Source organism: Glycomyces tenuis DSM 44171 (genome assembly GCF_000427885.1).
GTDB classification, from domain to species: Bacteria; Actinomycetota; Actinomycetes; order Mycobacteriales; family Micromonosporaceae; genus Glycomyces; species Glycomyces tenuis.
The window spans coordinates 313073-336335 of the sequence record NZ_ATYW01000004.1 but is presented as its reverse complement, the minus strand read 5'-3'; the positions used below and the strand labels follow the sequence as shown (position 1 = coordinate 336335).

General features: G+C 69.1%; 21 protein-coding genes. 6 read left to right on the top strand and 15 right to left on the bottom strand.

The annotated features are described in order from the left end of the window. Window positions 1–417 precede the first annotated feature (417 nt). Both YWW_RS0108675 and YWW_RS29120 read right to left on the bottom strand, forming a co-directional pair. The gene (locus tag YWW_RS0108675) at window positions 418–993 is read right to left on the bottom strand and encodes an NADPH-dependent FMN reductase (protein ID WP_026929824.1); all 576 of its coding nucleotides are present in this window, start codon (window positions 991–993) and stop codon (window positions 418–420) included. Between the two features lie 27 nt (window positions 994–1020). Beyond that, window positions 1021–1347, bottom strand: a complete 327-nt coding sequence (locus YWW_RS29120) for a nuclear transport factor 2 family protein (RefSeq protein ID WP_211228485.1) — start codon at window positions 1345–1347, stop codon at window positions 1021–1023. Window positions 1348–1634: 287 nt separating this feature from the next. On the opposite strand from YWW_RS29120, the gene YWW_RS0108665 reads away from it, so the two are divergent. Continuing rightward, entirely contained in the window at window positions 1635–2072 is a 438-nt protein-coding gene (locus YWW_RS0108665; RefSeq protein WP_026929823.1) for a YybH family protein, read from the top strand. 297 nt (window positions 2073–2369) lie between these two features. On the opposite strand, the gene YWW_RS0108660 is transcribed toward YWW_RS0108665, so the two are convergent. After that, complete coding sequence (locus YWW_RS0108660) at window positions 2370–3347, bottom strand: aldo/keto reductase (RefSeq protein WP_026929822.1); 978 nt, start codon at window positions 3345–3347, stop codon at window positions 2370–2372. A gap of 97 nt (window positions 3348–3444) precedes the next feature. Here YWW_RS0108660 and YWW_RS0108655 point away from each other — a divergent pair, with 97 nt between their 5' ends. Beyond that, window positions 3445–4038, top strand: coding sequence for a TetR/AcrR family transcriptional regulator (locus YWW_RS0108655; protein ID WP_026929821.1), 594 nt, complete (start codon window positions 3445–3447; stop codon window positions 4036–4038). Window positions 4039–4107: 69 nt separating this feature from the next. Here the strand turns inward: YWW_RS0108655 and YWW_RS0108650 are convergent, their stop codons facing one another. Both YWW_RS0108650 and YWW_RS29115 read right to left on the bottom strand, forming a co-directional pair. Beyond that, window positions 4108–5673 (bottom strand): alpha/beta hydrolase, encoded by a 1566-nt coding sequence (locus YWW_RS0108650; RefSeq protein ID WP_026929820.1) that lies wholly within the window; start codon window positions 5671–5673, stop codon window positions 4108–4110. Window positions 5674–5770: 97 nt separating this feature from the next. Then, entirely contained in the window at window positions 5771–6484 is a 714-nt protein-coding gene (locus YWW_RS29115) for a hypothetical protein (RefSeq protein WP_155830030.1), read from the bottom strand. A 115-nt stretch (window positions 6485–6599) separates the two neighbouring features. On the opposite strand from YWW_RS29115, the gene YWW_RS0108640 reads away from it, so the two are divergent. Next, window positions 6600–7250 carry a TetR/AcrR family transcriptional regulator gene (locus YWW_RS0108640; RefSeq protein ID WP_026929819.1) on the top strand — a complete coding sequence of 217 codons (651 nt, stop codon included), beginning with the start codon at window positions 6600–6602 and terminating at the stop codon, window positions 7248–7250. Between the two features lie 424 nt (window positions 7251–7674). On the opposite strand, the gene YWW_RS29110 is transcribed toward YWW_RS0108640, so the two are convergent. From YWW_RS29110 to YWW_RS0108595, 8 genes are all read right to left on the bottom strand, one after another. Continuing rightward, a complete protein-coding gene (locus tag YWW_RS29110; protein ID WP_051325539.1) occupies window positions 7675–9723 on the bottom strand; it encodes an alpha/beta hydrolase-fold protein in 2049 nt (682 codons plus the stop codon). 423 nt (window positions 9724–10146) lie between these two features. Then, window positions 10147–11301 (bottom strand): endo-1,4-beta-xylanase, encoded by a 1155-nt coding sequence (locus tag YWW_RS0108630; protein ID WP_026929818.1) that lies wholly within the window; start codon window positions 11299–11301, stop codon window positions 10147–10149. A gap of 372 nt (window positions 11302–11673) precedes the next feature. Continuing rightward, window positions 11674–12510, bottom strand: a complete 837-nt coding sequence (locus YWW_RS29105) for a hypothetical protein (RefSeq protein ID WP_155830028.1) — start codon at window positions 12508–12510, stop codon at window positions 11674–11676. Window positions 12511–13281: 771 nt separating this feature from the next. Then, complete coding sequence (locus tag YWW_RS29100; RefSeq protein WP_081687289.1) at window positions 13282–14265, bottom strand: phosphotransferase; 984 nt, start codon at window positions 14263–14265, stop codon at window positions 13282–13284. Window positions 14266–14692: 427 nt separating this feature from the next. Continuing rightward, a complete protein-coding gene (locus YWW_RS35800) occupies window positions 14693–14857 on the bottom strand; it encodes a hypothetical protein (RefSeq protein WP_155830026.1) in 165 nt (54 codons plus the stop codon). Window positions 14858–15141: 284 nt separating this feature from the next. Next, window positions 15142–15570: an arsenate reductase ArsC gene (locus YWW_RS0108605; protein WP_026929815.1), complete on the bottom strand. Its 429-nt coding sequence runs from the start codon at window positions 15568–15570 to the stop codon at window positions 15142–15144. A gap of 59 nt (window positions 15571–15629) precedes the next feature. After that, complete coding sequence (arsB, locus tag YWW_RS0108600; protein WP_026929814.1) at window positions 15630–16724, bottom strand: ACR3 family arsenite efflux transporter; 1095 nt, start codon at window positions 16722–16724, stop codon at window positions 15630–15632. Further along, window positions 16721–17092 (bottom strand): ArsR/SmtB family transcription factor, encoded by a 372-nt coding sequence (locus tag YWW_RS0108595; RefSeq protein WP_026929813.1) that lies wholly within the window; start codon window positions 17090–17092, stop codon window positions 16721–16723. The genes arsB and YWW_RS0108595 overlap by 4 nt, the downstream gene beginning before the upstream one ends. 248 nt (window positions 17093–17340) lie before the next feature. Between YWW_RS0108595 and YWW_RS0108590 the strand changes: the two genes are divergently transcribed. Together YWW_RS0108590 and YWW_RS0108585 are read left to right on the top strand one after the other, a co-directional pair. After that, entirely contained in the window at window positions 17341–18849 is a 1509-nt protein-coding gene (locus YWW_RS0108590; RefSeq protein ID WP_026929812.1) for a hypothetical protein, read from the top strand. 505 nt (window positions 18850–19354) lie between these two features. Next, window positions 19355–19609, top strand: a complete 255-nt coding sequence (locus YWW_RS0108585) for a hypothetical protein (protein WP_026929811.1) — start codon at window positions 19355–19357, stop codon at window positions 19607–19609. On the opposite strand, the gene YWW_RS0108580 is transcribed toward YWW_RS0108585, so the two are convergent. Continuing rightward, window positions 19591–20562, bottom strand: a complete 972-nt coding sequence (locus YWW_RS0108580; RefSeq protein ID WP_026929810.1) for a helix-turn-helix transcriptional regulator — start codon at window positions 20560–20562, stop codon at window positions 19591–19593. The two genes, YWW_RS0108585 and YWW_RS0108580, sit on opposite strands and share 19 nt — an antisense overlap. 136 nt (window positions 20563–20698) lie before the next feature. Here YWW_RS0108580 and YWW_RS0108575 point away from each other — a divergent pair, with 136 nt between their 5' ends. Next, the gene (locus YWW_RS0108575; protein WP_026929809.1) at window positions 20699–21094 is read left to right on the top strand and encodes a RidA family protein; all 396 of its coding nucleotides are present in this window, start codon (window positions 20699–20701) and stop codon (window positions 21092–21094) included. Between the two features lie 106 nt (window positions 21095–21200). On the opposite strand, the gene YWW_RS33900 is transcribed toward YWW_RS0108575, so the two are convergent. Further along, the gene (locus YWW_RS33900) at window positions 21201–23255 is read right to left on the bottom strand and encodes an OmpL47-type beta-barrel domain-containing protein (protein ID WP_156037267.1); all 2055 of its coding nucleotides are present in this window, start codon (window positions 23253–23255) and stop codon (window positions 21201–21203) included. Window positions 23256–23263: the final 8 nt, after the last annotated feature.

Genomic DNA, 23263 nt, shown 5'->3' with positions numbered 1-23263 from the left:
ACCTTGGCCTGAACCGGCAGTGACTCCCCTTTCGGACACCGGTCGTGGCCACGGGCCCGTTCGCCTTGGCCGACACCGGACTACCGCGGGCATTTTGAGCACCCTTCATAGTCGTTGAGGACTTGGACGGCTGCCGACACTCCTCGCCGAAGTCGCCGCCGAACGGTCGGCGACATGACGCCGCCGATCGCGCGGACCGTCGCGCGGGCGAGGACGTTCCCGGTGGGGCGGGAGAAGCCGGTGTCGGACATCCGAGACGGAGGGTCTCCGGGAGCGCTCCGGGCCGACGCCAGGCGGCACGGCGCCCCTCGGATCAGGACCCGGCCCACCGGCGCCTGCTCGCGTTCACCGGCCGCGCACTGTGACCACCACCTTGAGCAGCCGTCGGCAGGTTCGGCGGACCGCCGACCTTCGCCTTCAGGATACGGAGAGGACCTGCTCGCGCATGCGGGCGAGCGCGTTGCTCCACGAGATCGTCTTGTCCAGCAAAGTGTTCAGCATGGCGACACTGCGTTCGGTCGGCCGGAAGGCCGTCTGACCCTCGAAGTCGGTGGCGAACGACAGCAGCACCTGCGGACCCACGACGGCCATCTGCAAAGTGCCGCACATCGACCGGAGCTGTTCGGCCGCGCGGGCGCCGCCGAGGACCCCGTAGGAGACGAGGGCGATCGGCTTGTCGGTCCATTCGGCGAACAGGTAGTCGAAGGCGTTGATGAGCGCACCGGGCGCGGTGCCGTTGTACTCGGGGGTGACGACGACGTACCCGTCGAACGCGCCGATCCTGGCCGACCACTCCTTGGTGTGCTCGTGCTGGTAGCTGCCCCACATCGCCGGTTTCGGCTCGTCCAGGTGCGGGAGCGGGTGGTCGCGCAGGTCGATCAGTTCGAATTCGGCGTCGGCGCGCCGCGAAGCGAGTTCGTGGACCCACGCGGCGACCTGTTCGCCGTTGCGGACGGGGCGGGTGCTGCCGATGATGATGCCGATCCTGGTCATGTCTGTGCTCCTGTCGGGTAGGGGCCGTCAGTGGTCGTCGCGGCCGGGCACGGCGCCGGTCAGCGGGGTCTCGTCGAGGTAGCGGATCTCGTAGGTCCGCTCGGCGAACTTCCAGCCGTCCGCGGTCCGCTCGTAGCGGTCGTGGTAGATCGCGCAGTTCAGCGCCGATCGGCCGTCGGTACCGCGCCCGACCTCGGACATGTACGTGCGCCCGGTGGCGGTGTCGCCGTCGATCTCGATGAGGCCGGGGTGGGTGTTCTGGACGAGGAAGTCGACGAGCCCGGGGCGCGCCGCCCCCAGGCTCGAATCTGCTCTCGGTCGTGCACCTCGGCTGGGATGCCGGGCATCCGCCACGCGCCGTCCGCTGTGAACATGGCAGCGATGCGGTCATAGTCGCGCATCCTCACCGCGTCGGTGAACTCGCCGCGCAGCGCCTCGATCTCGACGCGGACGGCGATCGCCTGGAAGTCGTTCATGGTCTCCTCCTTCGCGGCCGGCATCGGGCCGATGCGGTTTCGGTTGCACCGGTACGACGAGACAGCGCGCGGAAATGTCAGGCAGACGCTCGCCTCACATTCCGGCGGCCTGTCTCGTCAAAGAGGTGTAAGAAGCATCAGGATCGAATGGAAGGACGGGCATCCATGCCTGCACCAGACGAAGCCGAGACCGCCATCCGCCGGTGCCTCGGCCGCATCGTCGAGGCCCTCGAGGCGAAGAGCCTCGGCGACTTGAAGGACTGCTACACCGAGGATGTCGTCTCGTTCGACATCGAACCGCCGCTCCAGCACGTCGGTGTGGACGCGAAACTCCGGAACTGGGCGAACGCCTTCGCGATCTTTCGTGAACTGCGCTACGAGCTGCGGGATCTCGCCGTCACCGCGGACGGTGAGGTGGCGTTCGCGCACGGCTTCGGCCGTCTGAGCGGGACGCTCGCGAACGGGGGCGCGACCGAGGGCATGTGGGTCCGGGCCACGTACTGCCTCAAGCGGACCGGCGGCGAATGGCGCATCGCCCACGACCAGGTCTCGGTGCCGTTCGACATCGCGACCGGCCGCGGTGTCGCCGACCTCGAACCCTGAGGGCCCGGCTTTCCACCGTTTCGATGCGCGACCGGCCCCAGAGAGATCGAACGCCCGGGCGCGGAAGCGCCCGGACGTTCCTCGACACACCCGGCGGCGTCCACGGTGGCGGTGCCGAGGCGGGCGATCCCACCGTCCTGAGCGCGTCTCGTGTGCGCGGTGATCGCCCCGAGCCCGGCGGGCGTGGGCCGTTTGATGAACTGGTCCACCGTTCCGGTTCTCTGCGAAAGGGGCGTCGGGACAATGCCGTGGGGTGACCTGTCACCGCCGGTCACCCCGCGGTTCGGTCATCGCATGTCAGACCCATTCGGGCATCTGGGTGTAGCGTGCGCCGAAACCGCCGGTCGGCAGGATCGCCTTGATCTGGGCGAGGTCGGCGTCAGTGAGGTTGACGCCGGCCGCGGTGGTGTTCTCCTCGACGCGGGTCCGGCTGCGCGAGCCGGGGATGGGGACGATGTAGTCCTTCTGGTGCAGGATCCAGGCCAGGGCCAACTGCGGGACTGTGATCCCCTTCGATGCAGCGAGCTGGGCGATGCGGTCGACGGCGGCGACGTTCCGCTCGAAATTGCCGGCCTGCCAACGGGGGTCGACGCGGCGCAAGTCAGTCTCGTCGTACTCGGCGGCGGGCTTGGCGGTGCCGGTGATGAACCCGCGGCCGAGCGGCGAGTAGGCCACGAAGCCGATGCCGAGTTCCTCCAGCACGGGGAAGAGCTGCTCGACATCGCGTTCGAACAGGGAATACTCGGTCTGGAGGACCGAGACGGGCTGGACGGCGTGCGCCTTGCGGATGGTCTCCGGGCCGGCCTCACTGAGCCCGAAGTACTTGACCTTCCCGGCGTCGATGAGCTCTCTCACGGTGCCGGCGACGTCCTCGATGGGGACGTCGGGGTCGACGCGGTGCTGGTAGAACACGTCGATGCGGTCCGTGCCGAGGTAGCGGAGGCTGTTGTCGGCGACGGCGCGGATGTTCTCTGGGCGGCTGTTGAGGCCGAAGCCGTTCTGGACGTCGCTCAGATCGAAGCCGAACTTGGTCGCGATGGTGATCTCGTCGCGGAAGTCCTTGACCGACTCACCGAGCAGGATCTCGTTGGAGCCGGTGCCCCAGCCGTAGAGCTCGGCGGTGTCGAAGAAGTCCACGCCAAGCTCGTGGGCGCGGCGGATCGCAGCGCGACCTTCGGTCTCGTCGCCGGGGCCGTAGGCCATGGTCAGGCCCATCGTCCCGTAGCCGATCGCGGAGACGTCGAGTCCTTGGGCGCCGAGTGTGCGGTGCTGCATGACAGTTCCCTTCATCAAACCAAACGGTTCGGTTTGAACCGTACTCCGGAGAAGCTCGATCGTCAAACCGTTCGGTTCGGGCGGGTACGCTGGTCCGATGCCGCCCGCCTCCAGCACTACAGCCACGCGCGACCGCATTCTGGCCGCCGCCCGCGCCGAGTTCGCGCGCTACGGGATCGCCGGTGCGCGCATCGACCGCATCGCGAAAGCGGCAAAGACCAGCAAGGAGCGCGTCTACGCCTACTTCGCCAGCAAGGAGGCCCTCTACCGGCTGGTCTCGGCCGAGGAGCTGACCGCGATCGTGGAGGCGACCGGCATGGACCCGGCCGACCTGCCCGGGTACGCGGGTCGCCTCCACGACTACTACGCCGCGCACCCTGAGCGATTCCGGCTCATGCAGTGGGGCCGCCTCGAACTCGACCCCGACAGCACCGATGCCGACGACCCGGTCCGCGCGACCATGGCCGGCAAGCTCGAACGCCTCCGCCGGGCGCAGCAGGACGGCATCCTCGATCAGTCCTGGGACCCGATCGACATCCTGGTCCTGCTCAACCAGATAGCCGCTTCCTGGGCCGCGTACACCGACTTCGACCCCGCCGATCCCGCCGAACGCGACAGGTTCCTGCGCGAACGCCGCACCGCCGTCGTCACCGCCGTCCAGCGGCTCTTCCCCGCAGCACACCAGCCCTGACGAAGGAGCGACCACCGCCTCACCCGCAAGCCAACTGCGACAAGCTCGTGACGCGCAGCGGGGCGGGGTTCAAAGGCTGCAGCGTGCATCGGTGGGCGGGGATTCGAGGTCGAGGAGGTAGGCGTTGACCACCTCGTCGACGCACTCGCTGCCGCCGAGGAGGTAGGCACCGTGCTGCTTGCCGTCGACGGTGAGCAGGCTTCCGCCCAGCGCGTCGGCCATCGCGATGCCGCCCTCATGCGGTGTCGCGGGATCGCCGGTGACCGATACGACGAGCGTCTCGGGGAGGCCTTCGACATCGCCGAGCCAGGGCTCGTCGCGCGTGGGCGGCGCGGGCCACGCCTCGCACTCGCTGTGAAAGTTCCCTGCCGTGAACACATCGAGGTCGAACATCGGCGCGGCTTCCCCGAGCTCGTGTGCGAGCGCGGTCTGCTCCTCCGGCGTCAGGCGGGGCCAGTCCATGCAGCGCACGGCGATGTTCGTGTCGAGGTCCAAACCGTACGCACCGTCCGCGTGGCGGGCGTAGAAGGCATCGCGCAGGGCGAGCATCTCGTCGGCCCGGCCTGCCTCGAGGGCAGTGAGCGCGGCGATGACGTCGGGCCACATCGCTTCCGAGTACAGGCCGACCGAAATACCTGCGTAGACGTCCCAGACGCTCACCGCTCTGCCGTCGGCGGTCAGCGGCGTCTCGATGAGCGGTCGGACGATCTCGTGCAGGCGATCGTTCACAGCCGTGGGATCGGTGCCGAGTACGCAGTCGGGCGATTCGGCGCAGAGTGCGGCGAGGTCGTCGAACCGCGCCTGAAAGCCGGCGAATTGGGAGAGGCGGAACTCCCTTGCCGTCAGGTGGGGCGCGACGGCCCCGTCGAGCACGACGGCGCGGACCTTCTCGGGGTAGGTCGCGGCGTACATGGCGCCGAGCTCGGAGCCGTAGCTGTAGCCGAGGTAGGTCAACCGGTCGTCGCCGAGCACCGCTCGCATGATGTCCATGTCGCGCACGACGTTCACCGACCCGGCGTTCACAAGGTTCGCGACGCCGCCGGAGCCGTCGACGCAGCGTTCTGCGAACTCGGCCGCCTGCTCGGCGCTGGTGACGTCGTACACCGCACCGAGCTGCGGCACGTCGCCCGCGTCGTATTCCTCATCGGTGTAGCAGTCGAGGGCCGGGGTCGACGACCCGATCCCGCGCGGATCGAAGCCGACGATGTCGAAGCGTTCGGCTACGGGGCCGGCCTGCCACAGCGGCAAGGTGGACGCGATGAGATTGGTGCCCGAGCCCCCGGGGCCGCCCGGGTTGACCAGCAACGAGCCCTCGGCCTCGCCCGTGGCGGGGAGGCGCAGGAGCGCGATGTTCGCCTTCTCGCCGTCCGGCTCGTCGTAGTCGAGCGGCACCTCGACCGAGGCGCACTCGAGCGCGGGGTTCGCGAACAGCTCGGCGTCCGCCGCATTCGTCGCGGTGTCCTCGCATCCGCCCCAGTCGAGGTCTTGCGCGAGGTAGGCGTCGAGGTCCGCGTCCGTGCCGGGGTCCGGTGGAGGATCGGCAGACGTGCAGCCGGCGACCGGGAGGAGTACCGCCGCGGCGAGCCCGGTCGCGAGGCGCGGGGTTCGATTCGTGAGTGGAAGACGTGGTCGCATGCGTTGTTCCTGTGTCAAGCCGCAGTCGTGTCCGAGGGTGCGGCGGTTGATGTGGCTTTTCCTGGTGGACCGCACCTGATCGGCCGGTGGGGGGACGTCAGCTCTCGATGCCGCCGGTCTCGGCGTCCAGGAGCCGGTGCTGGCGGAAGGTGAGTGCTCGTTCGATCCCCGCGAGAGCCGCGGTGATGGTGAGCGCTGTGTTCGCCCATGCCGGCAGGTCGATGGGCGAGACGAACGGGGTGAAGCGTTCAGCCCACAGCGGGAGGTGGGTGGCCAGCTCGAGCAGCTGTGGGGCGAGGAGGATCAGATTGATCGTCAGCACGATGACGGCGCCGGCGGCCAGGACGCGCCCGATCCCGGGGTGTCGCCGGGAGAGTTGGGCGCGCCAGTGCTCGGGCGTTCCCGGTGCGGGATCGAGACGTCGCTGGGTGCCGTCCGCGCAGATCAGGTGGATCCGCTGCATGCCGTACCTGCTCGCGGCGACCTCGATGCCGTCCGTTCCGAGTGGGAACCGGACCGGCATGTCGGAGGTCCGCACGTGCCGGTCGTCCCGGTAGAGCGAGGCCCGGCCTTCCAGGTGATCGATGTCGACCGTCGCCGTCGACGCGTCGGAGAGTTCGATCGCGAAGCGCGTGCGCCGCAGCGAGAGGGAACGGCGGAACGGAGGCAACGGCGCTCCCGGTTCAGGAGCGGGCGTCGACCAGACTCCCGCGTCGTCGTCGAGACCTCCGAGTCCGTCGAGACCGTCGCAGCCCTTGTCGGGTTGCCCCTTCCGCGCCGCACCGCCCCAGGGGCCGTGCCAGTCGCTCACGTCTGGTCCTGTCCGTGGTCGCAACGGGAGGAGGCGTCGTCGCGACGATTTTTTAGCATGGTCATGCCAAATAGATTAGCATGGCCATGCTAATAAAACTGACTAGGATGAGGCCATGCCCAAGAGAGTCGACCCGGAGGCCCGCCGGGAGCTGGTCGCCGACGCCGTGATCGAGGAGATCGCCGCCCATGGGATCCGCTCGGTGACCCTCGCCCGGATCGCCGCACGCGCCGGCTTGGCCATCGGGAGCATCCGGCACTACTTCGGCGACACCCTCCGCGAGGTCATGCGCTTCACGATGGGTGTCCTCATGCAGCGCGCCGCGCGCCGCGCCACGCCGTTGTCCGACGACCCGGTGGCACGGATTGTGGACGTGATCGCCTTCGTCGCGCCGACCAGCGACCAGGAGCACCGGGAGAACATCGCCCTCGTCGAATACCGCGTCATGGCGCGCACGGACCCGGAGCTCGCGGCCGACATCGCCGCGACGTCCTTCGCGGCCGAAGAGGTGATCCACTCGCTGCTGCGCGAGGCACTGGCCGACCGCGCCGTCGACGAGGAGGCGCTGCACCGCGAGGCGCTCCTGCTGCTCACCCTGATCGAGGGCTTCTCGTTCAGTTCCGCGCTGTCCTCCGCCTCATTGCACGAGAAGGACATCCGTGCCGTCGTGACGGCGACCATGCACCGTCTGCGCGACGCCTATCCGCCTTCCGATGAAGCCGTCGAGGGAGCGGCTGGAGGTCCTGAGGCCGACGAGCAGTCATGAAGCGACAGCTGGTGGCGCGGATTTGAAGTAGTCGCGACCTGCCAGGTCGGGTGAGATTGCCGGACAGCCTGTTCGGTCCTGGACCGCTGCGGCCTTTTGCGGCACGCCTCCGCTGTCCGCGTCGATCAGGGCTGTGCACTGTTCGGCCGACAGTCTCCGACTGAGCGAGCGTGGCGATACGGGTGGCGCGTCGTCAGGGGCGACATCGCCATCGGGGTGCGGCTTCCATGAAGGGCCCGAATCCGAGATCCAGGGCTCGGCCGGCTCCGCGAGGCGAGGCGATGAGGCGTCTAGACGGGGATTCGGGTCCGCATAAGAATGCAGTACCGCACCCCCACGGGCCCATGCGGCCGTTTGTGATCGCCTGGATCCGCACGGCGTGCCGTCCGAGGCCGGTCAGGCAGGCCCCGGACGGCACGCGCTCCTAGCTTGTGGCCGTGAACAAGCGCGGCAGGAGGTCGATCAATGATTCCTGCCATACGTCCCAGCCGTGGGGACCGGCGATGACAGGTGCGAACTCGTGCTCGATACCGCTGTTCTCCATCGCCGCGATCAGCTCGAGAGTCGCACCGTAGGTGAAGTCCTGCCGGTCGCCGGAATACACCCGGATCAGCTCGGTGCCGGCGTTGACGGCGTCGACGTCGGTGCCCTGCGGCGGGCCGCCGAAAGCCGACATCGCACCGATGTAAGCGAACTCGCCAGGGTGGGCCCACAGGGTGCTGAGGGTGTGCCCCGAGCCCATCGACAGGCCCGCCAGCGCGCGCCGCCGCGGGTCCGAGCTCACGTTGTACTGCTCCTCGGCCGTCGGGGCGATGCGCGTCGTCATCTCGGTCGGGAAGTCGACGCCGTTGCCGTTGGCCATCACCACGACCATCGGCACCATGCCGCCCTGCCGGTAGTGGTTGTCGAGGATCCGGTCGACGTAACCGACCTCGAGCCAGTCGGTCCAGGTCTGCCCGCCGCCGTGTTGAAGGTAGAACACCGGGTACGCCTCGGCGCGGTCGGCGTCGTAGTCCGGCGGCGTCCACACGTAGGCCGAGCGTTCCTCCTCGCCGGCGGTGCTGGTGTAGTCCATGACGCTCACCTCGCCGCGCTCGTCGGCGGGCACCTCCGCGGTGTACCGGCCCCGGAGCGTGTCACCGGCGACGGTGAACGTGCTCCACGCGGGCTCAGAGAACACCGACGTCGGGTTGTCCTCGTCTTTTTGATCGACGCCGTCGACCTCGAACTTGTAGTAGTACGAACCGCCCTCGAGCGGCATCGACAGGCGCCACGAGCCGTCGTCCTGCTTGGTCATCGGCGTACGCGGCCAGCTTCCCGCCGGGCCGAAGTTACCCCAGACGGTGACTCGGGAGGCGTCGGCGAACTCGGGGCCGGCCTCGAAGGTCACGACACCGTTCTCGTCGACCCATGGGGCGGGTGCCGTGCCCGGCGCGGGGACCTCGCGGGCGGTGAAGGGGAGGTGGCCCTCGCTCGGACCGTGCTCGTCGACCGACCGGAACAGCCGCTGGGCGAAGTCGTGCAGGCTCGCCTGCCACGTCTCCCAGGTGCCGCCGGTGGCGGGATTCGATCCGTCCGACTGGAACTCGACGTCCGCCTCCGCGAGCGTGGCCTCCAGCGCGACGATGTCGTCGTAGGCGGGGTCGGTGACGTTGCCGCCGTACACGCGGATCAGGTCGGTGCGGTCGTTGATCTGGTGCGCCTTGCCGTTGCTGATCTTCAGGTCGAGGCCGCCTGAGAAGGATCCGACGCCGGTGAAGGCGCCCGTGTCGGAGACGAGCGTCTCCAGCGCCTGCTCCGCTCCCCTGCCGATGCCGGCGACGGCTCGGTCGCTCGGGTCGGAGGAGACGTGGAACGCCGACTCCGTGGCGGGGACGAGCTCCTTGGTGAGGTGCCTCTTCTCCGAGCGCCCGTCGCCGTCGGCCATCACGACCACCATCGGCTCGGCGTCGCCGTCGAGCACGAGGTTGTCGAGGATCTGCTTCAGGCGGCCCAGTTCTACCCACTCACGGTGGCTCTGGCCGTCGTCCTGCAGGAGGTAGAGCGTGGGGTACGGCTCGGCGCGATCCGCGTCGTAGCCCGGCGGGGTCCAGACGAGCGCCTCGGAGCCCGCGCCGTACTCGATCGTGTCGAGCTCACCGCCGTCGGCGACGTCGGCCAACCACTCCGCGCCCGGGCCGGGCACGAACAGCGTGTTGAGGTTCGGCCGCGCCGTCACCTCCTGGTCGGTCTCCGGATTGCGGAACGTGACGGCCTCCTCGTCCGGAGCCGGCCGCACCGCGTACTGGTAGTAGTACAGCCCGGGCTCGAGCGGGCCCATCGTGGCGACGCGTTCCGCGTCGCCGTCGGCGTTGAACTCGGTCCAGGTCTTGCCCGGTCCGAAGTTCCCCTGCACGGTCACCTGGCCGTCCTCGACGCCGGTCACCTCGGTCATGACCTCGGTGGGCACGGTGAAGCGGTATACGTTCTCCACTGGGTTGTCCGGTACCACCGTCACCCACGGATCGCTGCTCACGGCGGCTGTGGCAGGCGATACCGCCAGGAATGCGCCTGCTCCCACCGCCGCCACGGCGGCGAGCACTGTGGGTCTGGGGCGGTCCGGCGGGACCGGTCGCCGTGCATGGGACTCCATCATGGTCGACTTCCTCTCGTGCGCTGCTTCTCGAACGGTCGGGAGGGGCGACCGGTTCAAACGTCACTACTTGACTTATATGTCAATAAATAAATGTCAATTGCTCGCCGCCCTGGCGCAAGGATGCGAACGACGCTCTGGGCGATGCGCTCACGGCCCGGCGGGTGCTGCGCCGTGCGGGCCTCGGCAGTTGCGCCGGTAGGCGACCGGCGGCGCGCGAGGCCCGTTCGGCCCTACGCGCCGCTGGTCGTCGCTCGGTGAGGCTTACTTGTCGAGTCCCGGCGGCGTCCGCGGGGACCTGCCGGGGGTGGCGTCCGAGAGGCCGTCGAGCAGGGCGAAGTACGCCGGCTTCTTCTCGTACTCCTCGGTCATGATCGTCGCGTAGCCTTCGTCGAAGACACCCGGCACCCACGAGTGCCCGTCATCGAAGCCCCAGACCGTGAAGCTCGAGCAGGCCGGGACGTTGAGGCACGCCTGGAGCATGCCGTCGTAGCGCTCCGCTTGCAGCGCGATCTGCTCTTCGGTCGGGTTTCCGTCCTCGCCGAGCGGCATGCGGACGTCGGCCTCGGTGACGGCGACTTGCAGCCCGAGGTCCGCGAACCGCTCGAAGTTCGCCTGCATCGACTCGTCGAAGCCGTACATCAGGCTCAGATGCCCCTGGGCGCCGAAGCCTTGCAGCGGCACGCCGTCGGCGAGCAGCTCCTGCGCCAAGGCATAGTAGGCGTCGGTCTTCTCGTTGACGCCCTCGGCGTTGTAGTCGTTGAGGAAGAGCACCGCCTCGGGGTCCGCCTCGTGTGCCCAGCGGAAGGCGTCACCGATGAGGCCGACCGGGTCCTCCGAGCAGGCCTTGAGGAAGGGGTTGGCCTCGGTGCGCAGCTTGACGCCGCCATCGTCCCAGGTGTCCTGGATGATCTCGTTCGCCACATCCCACTCGTAGATGTCGCCGGCGTAGCGGCTGACGACGGTGCTGATGTGGTCTTCGAGGACGTCGCGCGCCTCCTCACAGGTCCAGTCATCACTGGCCTCGGTCACCCAGTCCGGGTTCTGGCTGTGCCACAGCAGCGTGTGACCGCGCACCTCCTGGCCGTTGGCTTTGGCGAACGCGACGACGGCGTCCGCGCCGGAGAAGTCGTAGACGTCGGGCTCGGGGTGGATCTCGGCCCACTTCATGTCGTTCTCGGGGGTCACTGAGTCGAACTCTTCGCCGAGAATGCTCTGGAATTCAGTGGGGTTCTCGGGGTCGAAGTCCAGAAGCTGGTTCTGGCCCCAGACAGCGCTGCCGACCTTCAGATCGATCGGCGTTTCGCCGCGCAGGGTGGAGTCCTTCGGCTCGGCCTGTGCTGTGGCCCCCGCCAGCATGACTGCTGCAACGGCCGCCGAGATGGCGGCAACCCGAATTTCGGTCCTGGAATAGGACATGGTCGTTCCTCTCGTATCGGGCTCCGACGGGAGGTGAGGGCACGCCGTGGAACTCGTCTGAGATTAGCGACGTGGGCCTCATGGCGCAAGCGTGCCCATGGCATCCCTCAGACCGCCGGACGCGAGGCGCTCGTTTCGGGCAACTCGATTGAGGCTCGGCGTGGCAGCGGCAGTGCCGCGGGTAGACCGGAACTCAAGGAGTTGTGTCGATGAACGGCACCCCAGCGGCAGAGAATCAGGAGTGGCGTTCCTTCACGTTCTGCGGGAGGGGCCGCCGTGGCCGGCACTCGACGAGGTCGTCTGGTAGCGCCTGAGCACCCGATCGAGCCCGCTGAGATGAGGCGTCTAGCCAACGAGCTCCCGGCCCATATGTCAGACTCTTTTCTTGTCGAGCATCGCCCGATAGTCGGGCAGCCAAGCCGTCTCGAGGAATTCGTCGGCTTCGAGGCGGGCGAGGAGCTCAGGCGGGCCGGTCACTTTGGTGCCCCATAGGTCCCAGTCGGTGTAGATCATCCAGGACCGGTCAGCGGGCCAAAGGTTCGACGGACTCGAGCCGAACGGCAACGGCCTGCCCGACGGGCCGCGGTCGAGCGGCAGTGACCGAAGCGTCTCGAGATCGGCGAGTCGCCCCTCGAACACGGTGAACCCCTCGGTCGTGATCACCTCGCACCAATGGGCGTACACGACCGTCCCGGGACCGGAGAAGTCCCGGAGCACTCCGGCAAGGGCGCGGAAGCTCTCCCAGTCGAGGCTGCCTTCGGTCGGTGGTTGAATCGAGGCTGGCCACGAGCCGTCTCGCCGCACCGATGGGAAGGCATGTCGGAGGGGAATGGGGCAGATGGTCTCATGGTCGAACCTGACGATCGAGTCGCCGATGCGCTCGGACAATTCCCGCCAGCGCAGACGCTTCCAGCCTGGTCCGGGATGGCCGCCCCAGCCGAGCCCGCCGCCGGGCACCTTGAGCTCAGGGTGGTTGCGCTCGTCAAAATCGCCGAACCGCCAAGGCTCGACCTCCCCCGCCGCCAAACGCCGCCGGTGCCGCTCGTCATGGGTTTCGTGGGTGGTCGGGCGTTCCTGTTCGTACATCGCGTTGAGGATCCACAGGCCGGCTTCACCGGGGTTGATGTCGTAGCCGCAGGCATGTTCGACGCCGTCCTCGAGCGCCCACAGCATCACCATGCCGTCTGCCTGGGACCATCTGTCGAACATGGCGACCACCTCGACCTCGCACATCAAAGGGAACAGCCGATCCGTGGCTGACGACGAACGTGAAGACTCTATCGGGCGTGAACTGCGAAAGGCGCGCCGATTTAGTCAGGTCCACTTGTGACCGGCTGGCCGGTTGCGGGCGATCCAAACGTTCGGCTCTGGCCCCGGCGGTCTGGACCTTGAGTCGACCGATTGCCCGCTCGGCGGTATTGCGTTTCTGGTAGGCCTCGCGGTCGAACGACGGGGTCTGCCGCCGTTTCGACCCTCGGCGATTCAGCGGACTCGCCCTCGACCGGATGCGTCCCGGCTTCCGCGGTGACCCGGTGAGCCGTTGTGGAATGAGCGCTGACCGTCCGGGCCAGCGCACCGGTTTTGTCGAGTAAGGCCAGGGTCAGCTCGACCATCAGCACCCAGACTCCCTTGGCCTGCCGGTGCGGAAGAGCCAGTAGACCGCCGACCGGGGCCGTGTCTTCCTCGACCGGCTCCCGGGCCAGTTCGAGGAGGAGATCCACCTCGTGGTCAACGGGCACTCCGCGCACCGCGCCAAGAAAGTCGCCGCCTGGGTCGCCGAGCGGCCCGACCGGAAACGCACCCTCGCCGCCCAGGTCATCACCGACCGGACCCAGACGGAGCGATCGGTCCGGGCGTTCTTCCACCGCACTCGGCAACTCCCCCGCCCGCGTACTCGGCTACTTCCAAGCACCGCATACGGACCACGCCAGCTCCCAACTAGGCTCGGATCAATATTCTCGCCAGAGAAGGGATTCTCGCTCATGGACCGGCGGGACGGCGAGCGGTGCGTCGGCCGGCCGCAGGCCGGGTCAGCCACCGGTGGGCCTCCTCCAGGCGGTCCTCGTTGCCGGAGGCGTCATTGACGCCGGTCATGTCGCCGCGCAGGATCCGTTCGGCGTAGTACAAGGCGTTGATCGCGTATCGGAAGTCCAGCAGCTGCGTCAGGGCCCGCTCCAGCTCGTCGGCGGCCAAGGCACGCTCGGCGAGATAGGCGCGCAGCAGCGGCCCGGCGCCCTCAGGGCCTCCGGCGTCCATCACGACCGTGGCCACATCGTACAAGCGCGGCTTGACATTCGCCGCGCCCCAGTCGATCAGGCCGCACAGGCCGGTGTCGGAATCGAACCGGAAGTGCTCGGGAGCGGGGTCGCCGTGCAGGGGGCCCCATGTCAGTGTCTCCGGCCTGAGTCGCCGCAGGCGCTCCGATGCCGCCTCGACCGCCGAGCGGATCCACGGCCGAGAGTCCACGACCTCGTCGGCGTAGTGGGCCAGCAATTCGAACTGCGCGGCTGCGTAGCCTCGCTCGACCGGTCGCGCCCCGAACACCCGGTGGACGCGAGCGAGTGCCGTCCCCATGCGCTTCTGGTCGGTCTCGTCACGAGCGTCCAGCTCCCGGCCTTCGACCCAGCGTAGAAGCGCGAGGGCGTGGCCTTTGACCGGCCTTGTCATGTGGCCGCCGCCCGAGATGACCGGCGCGCCGGACGGGACTCCGGCCGCTTCAGCCTTGGCCGAGAGTTCCAGCCCGTAGCGGAACCGCTTCGCTTCGGCCCCTTGCGGCACCGTCTTCGCGACCCAACGGGTAGCGCCACGGCGGACGGTCCATGTTGCGGAGTTCATGCCGCCCATCAAGGGTGCCACCTCGGCGCCCGTCAGACCCCAATGCGAGGTCAGGGCGGCGGCGATGTCCTCTCTGCTGGGTGTCGGCGTGGAGGGAGCGGTGTCGTCCGAATCGGGTGGGCGGCTCATTCGGCGGACCGCCACCCCTCGGGCGTCAGCGGAAACCGGTCAGTGCTCGAGGCCGCCGCCTCTCGCTCGGCACGGGGCCGGGCGTGGATCAGGCAGTACAGGTGAAAGGTCGCTTCATGGTCGCTCACACGGATATCCTCCCAATGGCGGGCCTTGAACGAAACCCGATTCCACCTGCCGGGCCGGTCGCCGTTCAGCGGCCCATGCCGACCCGGATTGCGCCCTTGACCCGCTGTCGCAGCTTCCTGCTGCGACGGCAAGAGCCTGCGCATCGCCACCCTCAGAACTTCGCCCACACCAACCACACGAGATGCTCAACCAACAAGTTTCAGGTCAATGATGCAGGAGCTCAACGAATTCGACGCGGACGCTTACGCGGCGAACGAGGCCAGCCGTCCCTGACGAGGCCTTCGATATAGGTCTGGATTCAGACGGCAACCGAATCACGATGTACGAGTAGACCAGGGAGCAGAACGAACTCCGCGCCGAGGATCGAGCCCATGCCCGGCAGTGCGGTGATGATCTCGGCGTGTGGGCGGGCCGCTTTGACGTTGCGCCAGATCGCCGCGCTGTTCGGCACCTCGAAGTCCACCGCTGCCCGCATCATCGATGACCTCGCCCCCGAACTCGCGCTTCGGCCCCGCAAGAGGTTCGCCCCCGAGGCGGTGCTCATCGTGGACGGCAGGCCGGTCCCGACGAGGGACCACGCGCTCGCGGCGAAGTCGAGGAACCACGGGTACCCCACCAATCACCAGGTGGTCATCGACGCCGGCACCCAGATGGTGGTTGTTGTCGGCTCCCCGTTGCCGGGCAACCACAACGACTGCGCCGCCTACGCCGAGATACCCGGCCGGCCCCGAACCGGCAATGATGACGTCACGTGTGCTCATGCTCGGCCCCGTCTTCGGGGAGGAGTTCGGCGATCAGGCCCTCGATGCGGGTCTTGATCTCGTCGCGGATGGGGCGGACCGCCTCGATGCCCTGGCCGGCGGGGTCGTCCAGCTTCCAGTCGAGGTAACGCTTCCCGGGGAAGACCGGGCAGGCGTCGCCGCAGCCCATGGTGACGCACACGTCGGAGGCCTCGACCGCGTCGTAGGTGAGGATCTCGGGTGTCCGGTCGGCGATGTCGATGCCGACTTCTTTCATGGCCTCCACGGCGACCGGGTTGACCTGCTCTGCCGGGGCCGAGCCGGCGGAGCGGACCTCGACGCGGTCTCCGGCGAGGTGGGCGAGCCAGGCGGCGGCCATCTGGGAGCGCCCGGCGTTGTGGACGCACACGAAGAGGACGGACGGCTTGTCGGACATGACTGGCGTTTCCTTTGCTTGCGAATCGGTGTTCACTCGGTAGAACGCGCGACGCGCGATCAGGCTTCCTGGAGGGCCGGTCGGCGGAAGAACCGCCGGGCCCACAGACTCACGTAGACCAGGCCGACCAGGACGGGAACCTCGATGAGCGGACCCACGACCCCGGCCAGGGCCTGGCCGGAGGCGGCGCCGAAGGTCGCGATGGCGACGGCGATGGCGAGCTCGAAGTTGTTGCCCGCGGCGGTGAACGCGAGCGTCGTGGTGCGCTCGTAGTTCAGGCCGATGCCCTTGCCGAGGACGAAGGACCCCGCCCACATGAGGGCGAAGTAGACCAGCAGCGGGACGGCGATGCGGACGACGTCCCAGGGCCGGGCGATGATCGCCTCGCCTTGGAGGGCGAAGAGGATCACGATGGTGAACAGCAGGCCGTAGAGCGCGAACGGCCCGATCTTGGGGAGGAACCGCTCTTCGTACCACCGGCGGCCCTTGCGCCGTTCACCGATGGCGCGGGTCAGGTACCCGGCCGCTAGAGGAACGCCGAGGAAGACCGCGACGTTGAGGGCGATCTCCCAACCGGAGGCCTCCAGGCCGGTCGCGTCGAGACCGAGCCAGCGGGGCAGGGCGTCGAGGTAGAGCCAGCCGAGGGCGCCGAAGGCGATCACCTGGAACACCGAGTTGAGCGCCACCAGGACGGCGGCGGCCTCGCGGTCGCCGCAGGCGAGGTCGTTCCAGATGATGACCATGGCGATGCAGCGGGCGAGGCCGACGATGATCAATCCGGTGCGGAAGGCGGGCAGGTCGGCCAGGAAGGTCCAGGCGAGCGCGAACATCAGCGCGGGGCCGACGATCCAGTTGAGGATCAACGATGCGACCAGCAGTCGCTTGTCGCCGGTGACGGTGTCGAGCCGGTCGTAGCGGACTTTCGCCAGCACCGGGTACATCATGATCAGCAGCCCGGCCGCGATCGGCAGCGAGATGCCGCCGATCTGGACGGCGTCGAGCGCCTCGCCGACCGCGGGCGCCCACTGGCCGAGCGCGAGCCCGGCGAGCATGGCCGCGCCGATCCACACCGGCAGGTACTTGTCGAGCGTCGAGAGCCCGCCGCGCACCGCGGCCTCGGCGGCCGGGGCCGCCGTGTCGGGTCCCGCGGTCATGCGGCGACTCCCCCAGGGACCGCGAGGACGGTCGAGAGCAGGTCGAACGCCTCCCGGCGGGCCCGGTAGTACACCCACGTTCCGCGGCGCTCGGCGGTGACCAGGCCGATCTCCTTGAGGACCTTGAGGTGGTGGGAGATCGTCGGGGCGGTCAGGTCGAACGACTCGATGAGGTCGCAGACGCATGCCTCGCCGCCTTCATGGGAGGCGATGAGCGAGAGCAGCCGCAGCCGCACCGGGTCGCCGAGCGCCTTGAAGGAGGGCGCGAGCCGTTCGGCCTGATCGGCGCTGAGCGGTTCGGCGACCAGGGGGATGCGACAGTCCTCGAGATCAGCCGGGGACAGGAGTTCCAGACGTTGCTTCGACATGCGTCTAGTTTGACTTATATCTAATCAGTTGACAAGCGGGAACCGAGGCGTCTCCCGCGCCGAGCTGCGCCTGTCGCACTCGCCAAGGCGCTGACCTGGGATGGAGTGGGCATCGAATCGGCAACGACCCTCTCGGGGCCTCCGAGTTTCCTTCGGCGTTCAAAGCCGATCCGCTCGTCTGCGGCGGGACCGGTCCCGGGCGGTTCGTGCTCCACTGGGTGGGTCCCGACGGCCCGAGGAGTGCCACCATGTACCCCGACCATGTCCCACCCGAGCCGCAGGCCGAACCCCTGCCGTCGGTTCCGGCGCCGCCCCGCCGCGCGACCGACCCGGTCGCCGCCGTCGCCGGCAACGCCACCATGCTCGGCATCGGCTACATGTTCATGCGCCGCCCGATCCTCGCCGCCCTCGCCCTGGTCGGGACCGGGTTCCTGCTGTGGTCCGCCGCCGTCCAGACAGAGAATCCACTCTGGAGGACCCTGCTGCCGGCCTGGGGACTGGCCATGGTCCTCCATGCCTGGTGGCTCACCCGCCGCACGCGCGTTGAGCGCCTCGTCGACCTCGTCGAACCGGACCCGGCCAGGCGCCCCCGGTTCTTCGCGGTCACCGCCGCCTCCCTCGTGCTGCTCACCGTGGCCTGGTTCCGCTTCGACGCGTGGTGGATCGCCCACGACGCCGCGACCGCCCACGCCGAAGGCGACTGCGACCGCGCCACGACCGCCCTTGAAAGCCTCGACGCGGTCCACCGCGTCGCCTTCGGGCCGATCACCCTGCGCGGTGAGGAGGAGACCGAAGCCTGCGAGCTCCTCCTCACCGCCCTCGACGAAGCGCCCGCCGACGGCGCCGACACCATCGAGGAGTACATGGCCCACCCGGGCGCCCTCTGGGACGGCGCGGGCCCCCAGCGGGCCGAGTTCCTGTTCGACGCCGCGATGGCCGCCGAGGAGCCCAATCTGTCCACTGTCGAGGAGGCCTTCGCGCAGCTGTCGACGACGCTCGAGCGGCTCCCCGGCCGGTCCGAGACGGTGAGGTCGACCGTCGAGAGGTTCATGGCGGGCCTCGCCGAGGCCCCGCCCTGCGAGGGCCACAAGGTCGACGACTGGCTGTCCGACCAGACCTGGGACGAACCGGAGCTCACCGAGCCGGTCGCGGCCGCCTCGGGCCAGGTGCCCGTCCGGATGCTCGGCTGCGCGCAGGACCGCACCGCCTCCGGCGACGACGCGGGGGCCGGGGTCCTCTACCGCGAGTTCCTCGCCGAGTACCCCGAGCACGAACTGGCCGGCGAAGCCGCCGACGGCGTCCTGGACTCCGGCGCGTACTGCGGGGACCCGGTCGCCTACCAGGGCGCCCCCGAGTACGGAGGCGAAGGGCCCCACCCGATGCGGATGTTCGGCTGGACCGCCGAGGGACGCGATTTCCCGGACTCCTGGCTGGCGGAGACCGCGGACGAGACGGCGCTGGTGGTGTGCGTGGAGGCCGAGCTCGGCGAGTTCCAGGAGTCCTGCCGCTACGCATCGCCCTCCCAGACCTTCTGGGCCGTCTTCTACGCCCACAAGTTCGACATCAAGGCCTACGAATTCAGGACCGGGGGGCTCGTCGCGGACTACACCCGCGAGATCGGCGACCCGTGCCCGAATCGCCTCGACGGCACCTACGACACCATCTACCTCTCCGCGTCCACCGACGGCACGATGATGATGGCCTCCGAGTACACCGACGAGGACTTCCGCGGGATGTTCTCCGAGCTGATGGACTGAGCCCGACGGGGGCGCTCGAAACCGTGCGCGCCGACCATCGCGGCTGATCCGCGCGACCGGATGGTGCCCGTTCCCGGATGGGCGCTCGCGTGCGCGCTCCGAACCGGACCGCCGTCGGGGCGGCGGTCGCCGGGCGCGCACGGCGTCGAATGCGATCGCCTGCGGCAGTGGGGTTGACGGGACGGGTCACCATGGAGTCGATCGGTGCCCGATTGCGATCTCCGGTCGAAAAGGAACACCCTCGTGGCTTCACCTGCGAACCTCCCGTTGCTGCGCCGACCCGGCCGGCTGATTCCACAGTGGGCCAAGAAGGCTCCGACGGCCGCCGCTGTCGGCAACGCCGCTCTCACGGGCCTGGGCTATCTGATCCTGGGCCGGCGCGGCCTGGCCGCGGCCTCGTGCTCGCCGTGGTGCTCACGGTCGGATGGGACGCGCGCCGCATCGGTGCCGAGGCCGCATCGGCGCATCAGGACGGGGACTGCAAGACCGGGAGACGTCCGAGGGCTTGGGCGCCGTTCACAAGATCGTCGACGGGTGGACCGTGGAGCGGGCCCGCCAGGAGGCCGCCGCATGCGCGTATCTGATCGCCGCCTTCGCAGCGGCCGATTCCGACCCGTTCGCCGCGTCCGGGGAACTCGGCACCTACCTCGGTCATCCGGGCGCCCGTTGGGACGGTGCGGCGGACATGCGCTCCGAGCTGCTGCTGGAGGCGCCTCATGCGGCGGTTGCACCTGTCGACGCTCAGGTTTCGGCGCTGTAGCGGGCGGCCATCGCGGCGGCGCGGTCGCGCAGAGCGGCGCGCAACGACTGCGGGGCGAGGGCTTCGGCGTCCGTGCCGAGCTGCCACAGCGCCCATTCGGCGTGCCGCGCGTCTTGGAAGGCCACCTCCAGCCGCAGCCGACCGTCGACGTCGGATTCCTCCGCGCGGACGGCCAGTGCGGTGTCCAGCAGGTCTTCCCGCCGCGCCGGGTCCACGCGCACCGACACGGTGATATGGCCGTCGGACAGGAACCGCTCGCAGCGTTCCCGCCAGATCCGGTCGAGGTCGACCCGGTTCGGCCGCTGCGCCGGTTCGGGGAGCTCCTCGGCGGCCGACACCCGCGACAGCCGGTAGGTGCGGTCCGCGCCTGACCTCGTGGCCAGCAGGTAGGTCCGGTCGCGGACGGTGACCAGCCCGATCGGGTCCACCGTGCGCCACCGCGGCGTCTGATCGGCGGCCGTGTAGTGGATGCGCAGCTGGTGTCCGGCGAGCACCGCGCGCCTGATCTCGATCATCACGGCGCGGGGCACCTCCTCGGTGTCCGGTCGGCGTGAGAGCAGGTCGGTCTCCGGTTCGACGAGGAACCGCCGGGCCGCGTCGCTCGCGGTGGCGCGATGGCTCTCGGGCAGCGCGTCGACCACCTTGCGCATGGCCGAGGCGAGCGCCGAGCCGAGGCCGAACACCTGCTCACCGCGCCCGGACCCGGCGGTCAGCAGGGCGAGGGCCTCATCGTGGTTCAGCCCGGTCAGTTCGGTCCGGAAACCGGGCAGCAGGGCGAAGCCGCCGTGACGGCCGCGCTCGGCGTAGACCGGGACGCCCGCCGCGGACAGCGCCTCGATGTCGCGCAGCACGGTGCGAGTGGACACCTCCAGCTCGCCGGCCAGCGTCTCCGCGGTCAGCCGACCGCGCTGGCGCAACAGCAGCACCAGGGAGACGAGACGATCGGCGCGCATGCGAGAACTGTAACCGGAATACATGACGGAGGATGTCGTGATTTGCTGCGAGGCTCTTCGACACGACGTCAAGGACGGCGGCCGCCGAGCCGCCGGGCGTTCGCACCCGCAACGAAACGAATGGAGCCACGTGGCAATGGAACGAACGGCCGTCAACCCGGTGAACTGGTCGGTGGAGATGGGATTCAACCAAGGCGAGCTGGTCTCGGGGCACACCCGGACCCTGTACTGCTCCGGCCAGACCGCGATGGACGGCGAGGGCAAGCCCAGGCACGAGGGCGACATGGCGGCGCAGCTGGCGCTGAGCCTCGACAACGTGGAGGCCGTGCTCGGCGAGGCCGGCATGTCCCTCGCGAACCTCGTCCGGATCAACGTCTACACCACCGACGTCGATCTGCTGTTCCAGCACTACGGCGTGCTGGCCTCGCGGTTGGGCGCCGCCCAGGCGGCACCGAGCACCACGATGCTCGGCGTGACGCGGCTGGCGATCCCCGGCCAGATGGTCGAGCTCGAGGGGACCGCCGTCGCCTGACGCGAGCGCGGCACCTCCGCTGCCGGCCTGGACGACGCCCAGGCCGGCAGCGGAAGCGCCTTCATCCGCCTCGGCGGTCAGGACCGCTCAGGGCGCGGCGCGGTGATCACGGGTTCCCCTTCCGCGTCACGGTGAGCACGGCGGAGGTGTTGCCCGCCCGGTCGCTCGCGCGGGCCTCGACGACGTCGTGCGGGCCGATGCGGATCTCGCCCGTGTACGCGGTCCACTCGCCGCCGTTGACGCGGTACTCGATCGAGGCGACACCGGATCCCTCGTCGACGGCCTCGAAGGCCAGCAGTTTCCTGGACGGCGACTGCCAGGTGTGGGACAGCTCGGGAGCGGTGGCGTCCTCTTCGGACGCACCGGGGAGGAGGTATGCGTCCGTCCCCTGGACCTCGGTCCGGGTGGTGTCCTCGAGCAGCCACCTCGTGCCGTGTTCGGGCTCGGTCAGCGTCAACGACGTGCCCGACTCCGCCCGGCCGTCGAGGGCGAGCGCGCGTCCGTTCGCGGCGTTGACGAGCGTCCCGTCGTAGCGCTTCGTCTCCGTCTCGGGGGCGGGGACGAAGGTCCACTGCTGTCCGGGGTCGTCCGCGTCCGGCTCGATGCCGAGGTACGCGACCTCCGTGTCGGACACGGCCGAGAGGACGCCGCTGCCGTCCGAGGCGCTGATCGTGTACCGCCCGTCCTCGTGGGCCAGGCTCCAGACGCCGCCACCCCACTTGGCCCAGACGACCATGTCGCGTTCGGGGTGCTCGGCGTCGCCCGCGTACCGGTCGATCTGGTATTCGGTGCCGAGGCTGTCGGTGATGATCCGGAAGACGTCGCTGCCGTAGTCGACGTCCTCGGCGGCCTCCCGCTCGGGGAGCCGCGGTTCCTCGGTGTAGTCGCCGTGGTGCTCGTCCGGGCTGGTCTCGTCCCACGGGGCCGGCAGGGTCAGGTCCGCCGGGTAGACCTTCGCGAAGAACTCGTACGCCATCGGGTCGTACTCCTTCAGCTCCGCCCTGGTGTTGATGGGACTGCGCACGCCGTCGGACCAGTCCGGCTTCTCCGCCATGACGTCGAACCAGACCGTCGAGAGCGTGGCGAAGTACTCGTCGATGTTGGAGATCGCGTAGGTGTTCGGCCACAGGCCGGTGTTGTAGGCGTTCTCGTAGACGGCGTAGAGCTCGTCGGACAGCGACTTGTCGTCCTGGGTCTCGATGCCGACGAGGCGGACGGCGTGCCCGAACTCGTGGATCAGGATGTTCTCGTTCGGGTATGCGGTGTTGAGGAACTCGTCGGCGTTCCCGCGGGTGCGCAGGACGTTCCGCTCGGAGATCGAGGAGACGCAGTCGTTCCAGGTGCTGCCGCCGTAGCCTTCGACGTCGTACATCTCGGGGTCGTATCCGCCTCGGTGCTCGGGGACGAGGTAGGCGTTCTCGCGCGAGGCGTACACCGCGAGCGAGCAGCCGTAGTCGGCCATCGTCTCGGCGATGCCGTTGTCGCCCTTGGCGAGCTCGACGTCGACCTGCGCCGCGGCGAGGTCGAGCGTGGACGGTTCGACGCGCGGGCCCGCCTTCACCTCGATGCCGGTCTCGGTCGTGACCGACTGGGTGTAGTAGTCGAGCATCGGCACGTCGGTGTAGGTGGCGTCCTGGGCCGCTCGGCCGTCGGCGTCCTCGATGTTCGAGCCGGTGACGGTCAGCGTCAGGGGCAGGGCGGGGTCGATGGTGCCCGAGTAGGCGATGCTGGACAGGTGCAGGTCTTCGGGCAGGCGGGCCATGCTGTCGGCCTCGGTGGCCGCGATCTGCCGGTTGTCCTTGTCGAAGAAGATGGTGTCGGTGGGGCCGGTGGGCGGCTTCGCTTCGAGGGCGATGTCCGTGTCGCCGTTGGTCAGCGTGATGTTGTCCGGGCTGACGGCGGCCTCCTCGTCCACGTAGCGGTCCCAGTAGATCTCCAGGAACTCGCCTTCGTTGACAACGCGGACCTCGGTGACCCGCGGTCCGTCGAACGAGGGGTCGGTGGCGGCGATCCCGTGCTCGTCGACCGCGATCACGGTCGGGGCCTCGGGTCCGGCGAGGGCTGGAGCGGCGCTCATGAGCAGTGAGGCGAGCACCGCGGAGGCGACGGCCACGCCGCCTGTTCTTGCGTTGAGGGTCTTCACTTCGATCGCTCCGTCCACGATGGGGG

What these genes read in the sequence shown, in the direction of transcription:
- YWW_RS0108655 (WP_026929821.1), top strand. Translation starts at nt 3,445, where the DNA reads ATGCCGCCCGCCTCCAGCACTACAGCCACGCGCGACCGCATTCTGGCC.
- YWW_RS29100 (WP_081687289.1), bottom strand. Translation starts at nt 14,265, where the DNA reads ATGAGCCGCCCACCCGATTCGGACGACACCGCTCCCTCCACGCCGACA.
- YWW_RS0108660 (WP_026929822.1), bottom strand. Translation starts at nt 3,347, where the DNA reads ATGCAGCACCGCACACTCGGCGCCCAAGGACTCGACGTCTCCGCGATC.
- YWW_RS29105 (WP_155830028.1), bottom strand. Translation starts at nt 12,510, where the DNA reads ATGTTCGACAGATGGTCCCAGGCAGACGGCATGGTGATGCTGTGGGCG.
- YWW_RS0108640 (WP_026929819.1), top strand. Translation starts at nt 6,600, where the DNA reads ATGCCCAAGAGAGTCGACCCGGAGGCCCGCCGGGAGCTGGTCGCCGAC.
- YWW_RS0108595 (WP_026929813.1), bottom strand. Translation starts at nt 17,092, where the DNA reads ATGTCGAAGCAACGTCTGGAACTCCTGTCCCCGGCTGATCTCGAGGAC.
- YWW_RS0108630 (WP_026929818.1), bottom strand. Translation starts at nt 11,301, where the DNA reads ATGTCCTATTCCAGGACCGAAATTCGGGTTGCCGCCATCTCGGCGGCC.
- YWW_RS0108675 (WP_026929824.1), bottom strand. Translation starts at nt 993, where the DNA reads ATGACCAGGATCGGCATCATCATCGGCAGCACCCGCCCCGTCCGCAAC.
- YWW_RS0108590 (WP_026929812.1), top strand. Translation starts at nt 17,341, where the DNA reads ATGTACCCCGACCATGTCCCACCCGAGCCGCAGGCCGAACCCCTGCCG.
- YWW_RS0108650 (WP_026929820.1), bottom strand. Translation starts at nt 5,673, where the DNA reads ATGCGACCACGTCTTCCACTCACGAATCGAACCCCGCGCCTCGCGACC.
- YWW_RS0108575 (WP_026929809.1), top strand. Translation starts at nt 20,699, where the DNA reads ATGGAACGAACGGCCGTCAACCCGGTGAACTGGTCGGTGGAGATGGGA.
- YWW_RS0108580 (WP_026929810.1), bottom strand. Translation starts at nt 20,562, where the DNA reads ATGCGCGCCGATCGTCTCGTCTCCCTGGTGCTGCTGTTGCGCCAGCGC.
- arsB (WP_026929814.1), bottom strand. Translation starts at nt 16,724, where the DNA reads ATGACCGCGGGACCCGACACGGCGGCCCCGGCCGCCGAGGCCGCGGTG.
- YWW_RS0108665 (WP_026929823.1), top strand. Translation starts at nt 1,635, where the DNA reads ATGCCTGCACCAGACGAAGCCGAGACCGCCATCCGCCGGTGCCTCGGC.
- YWW_RS0108605 (WP_026929815.1), bottom strand. Translation starts at nt 15,570, where the DNA reads ATGTCCGACAAGCCGTCCGTCCTCTTCGTGTGCGTCCACAACGCCGGG.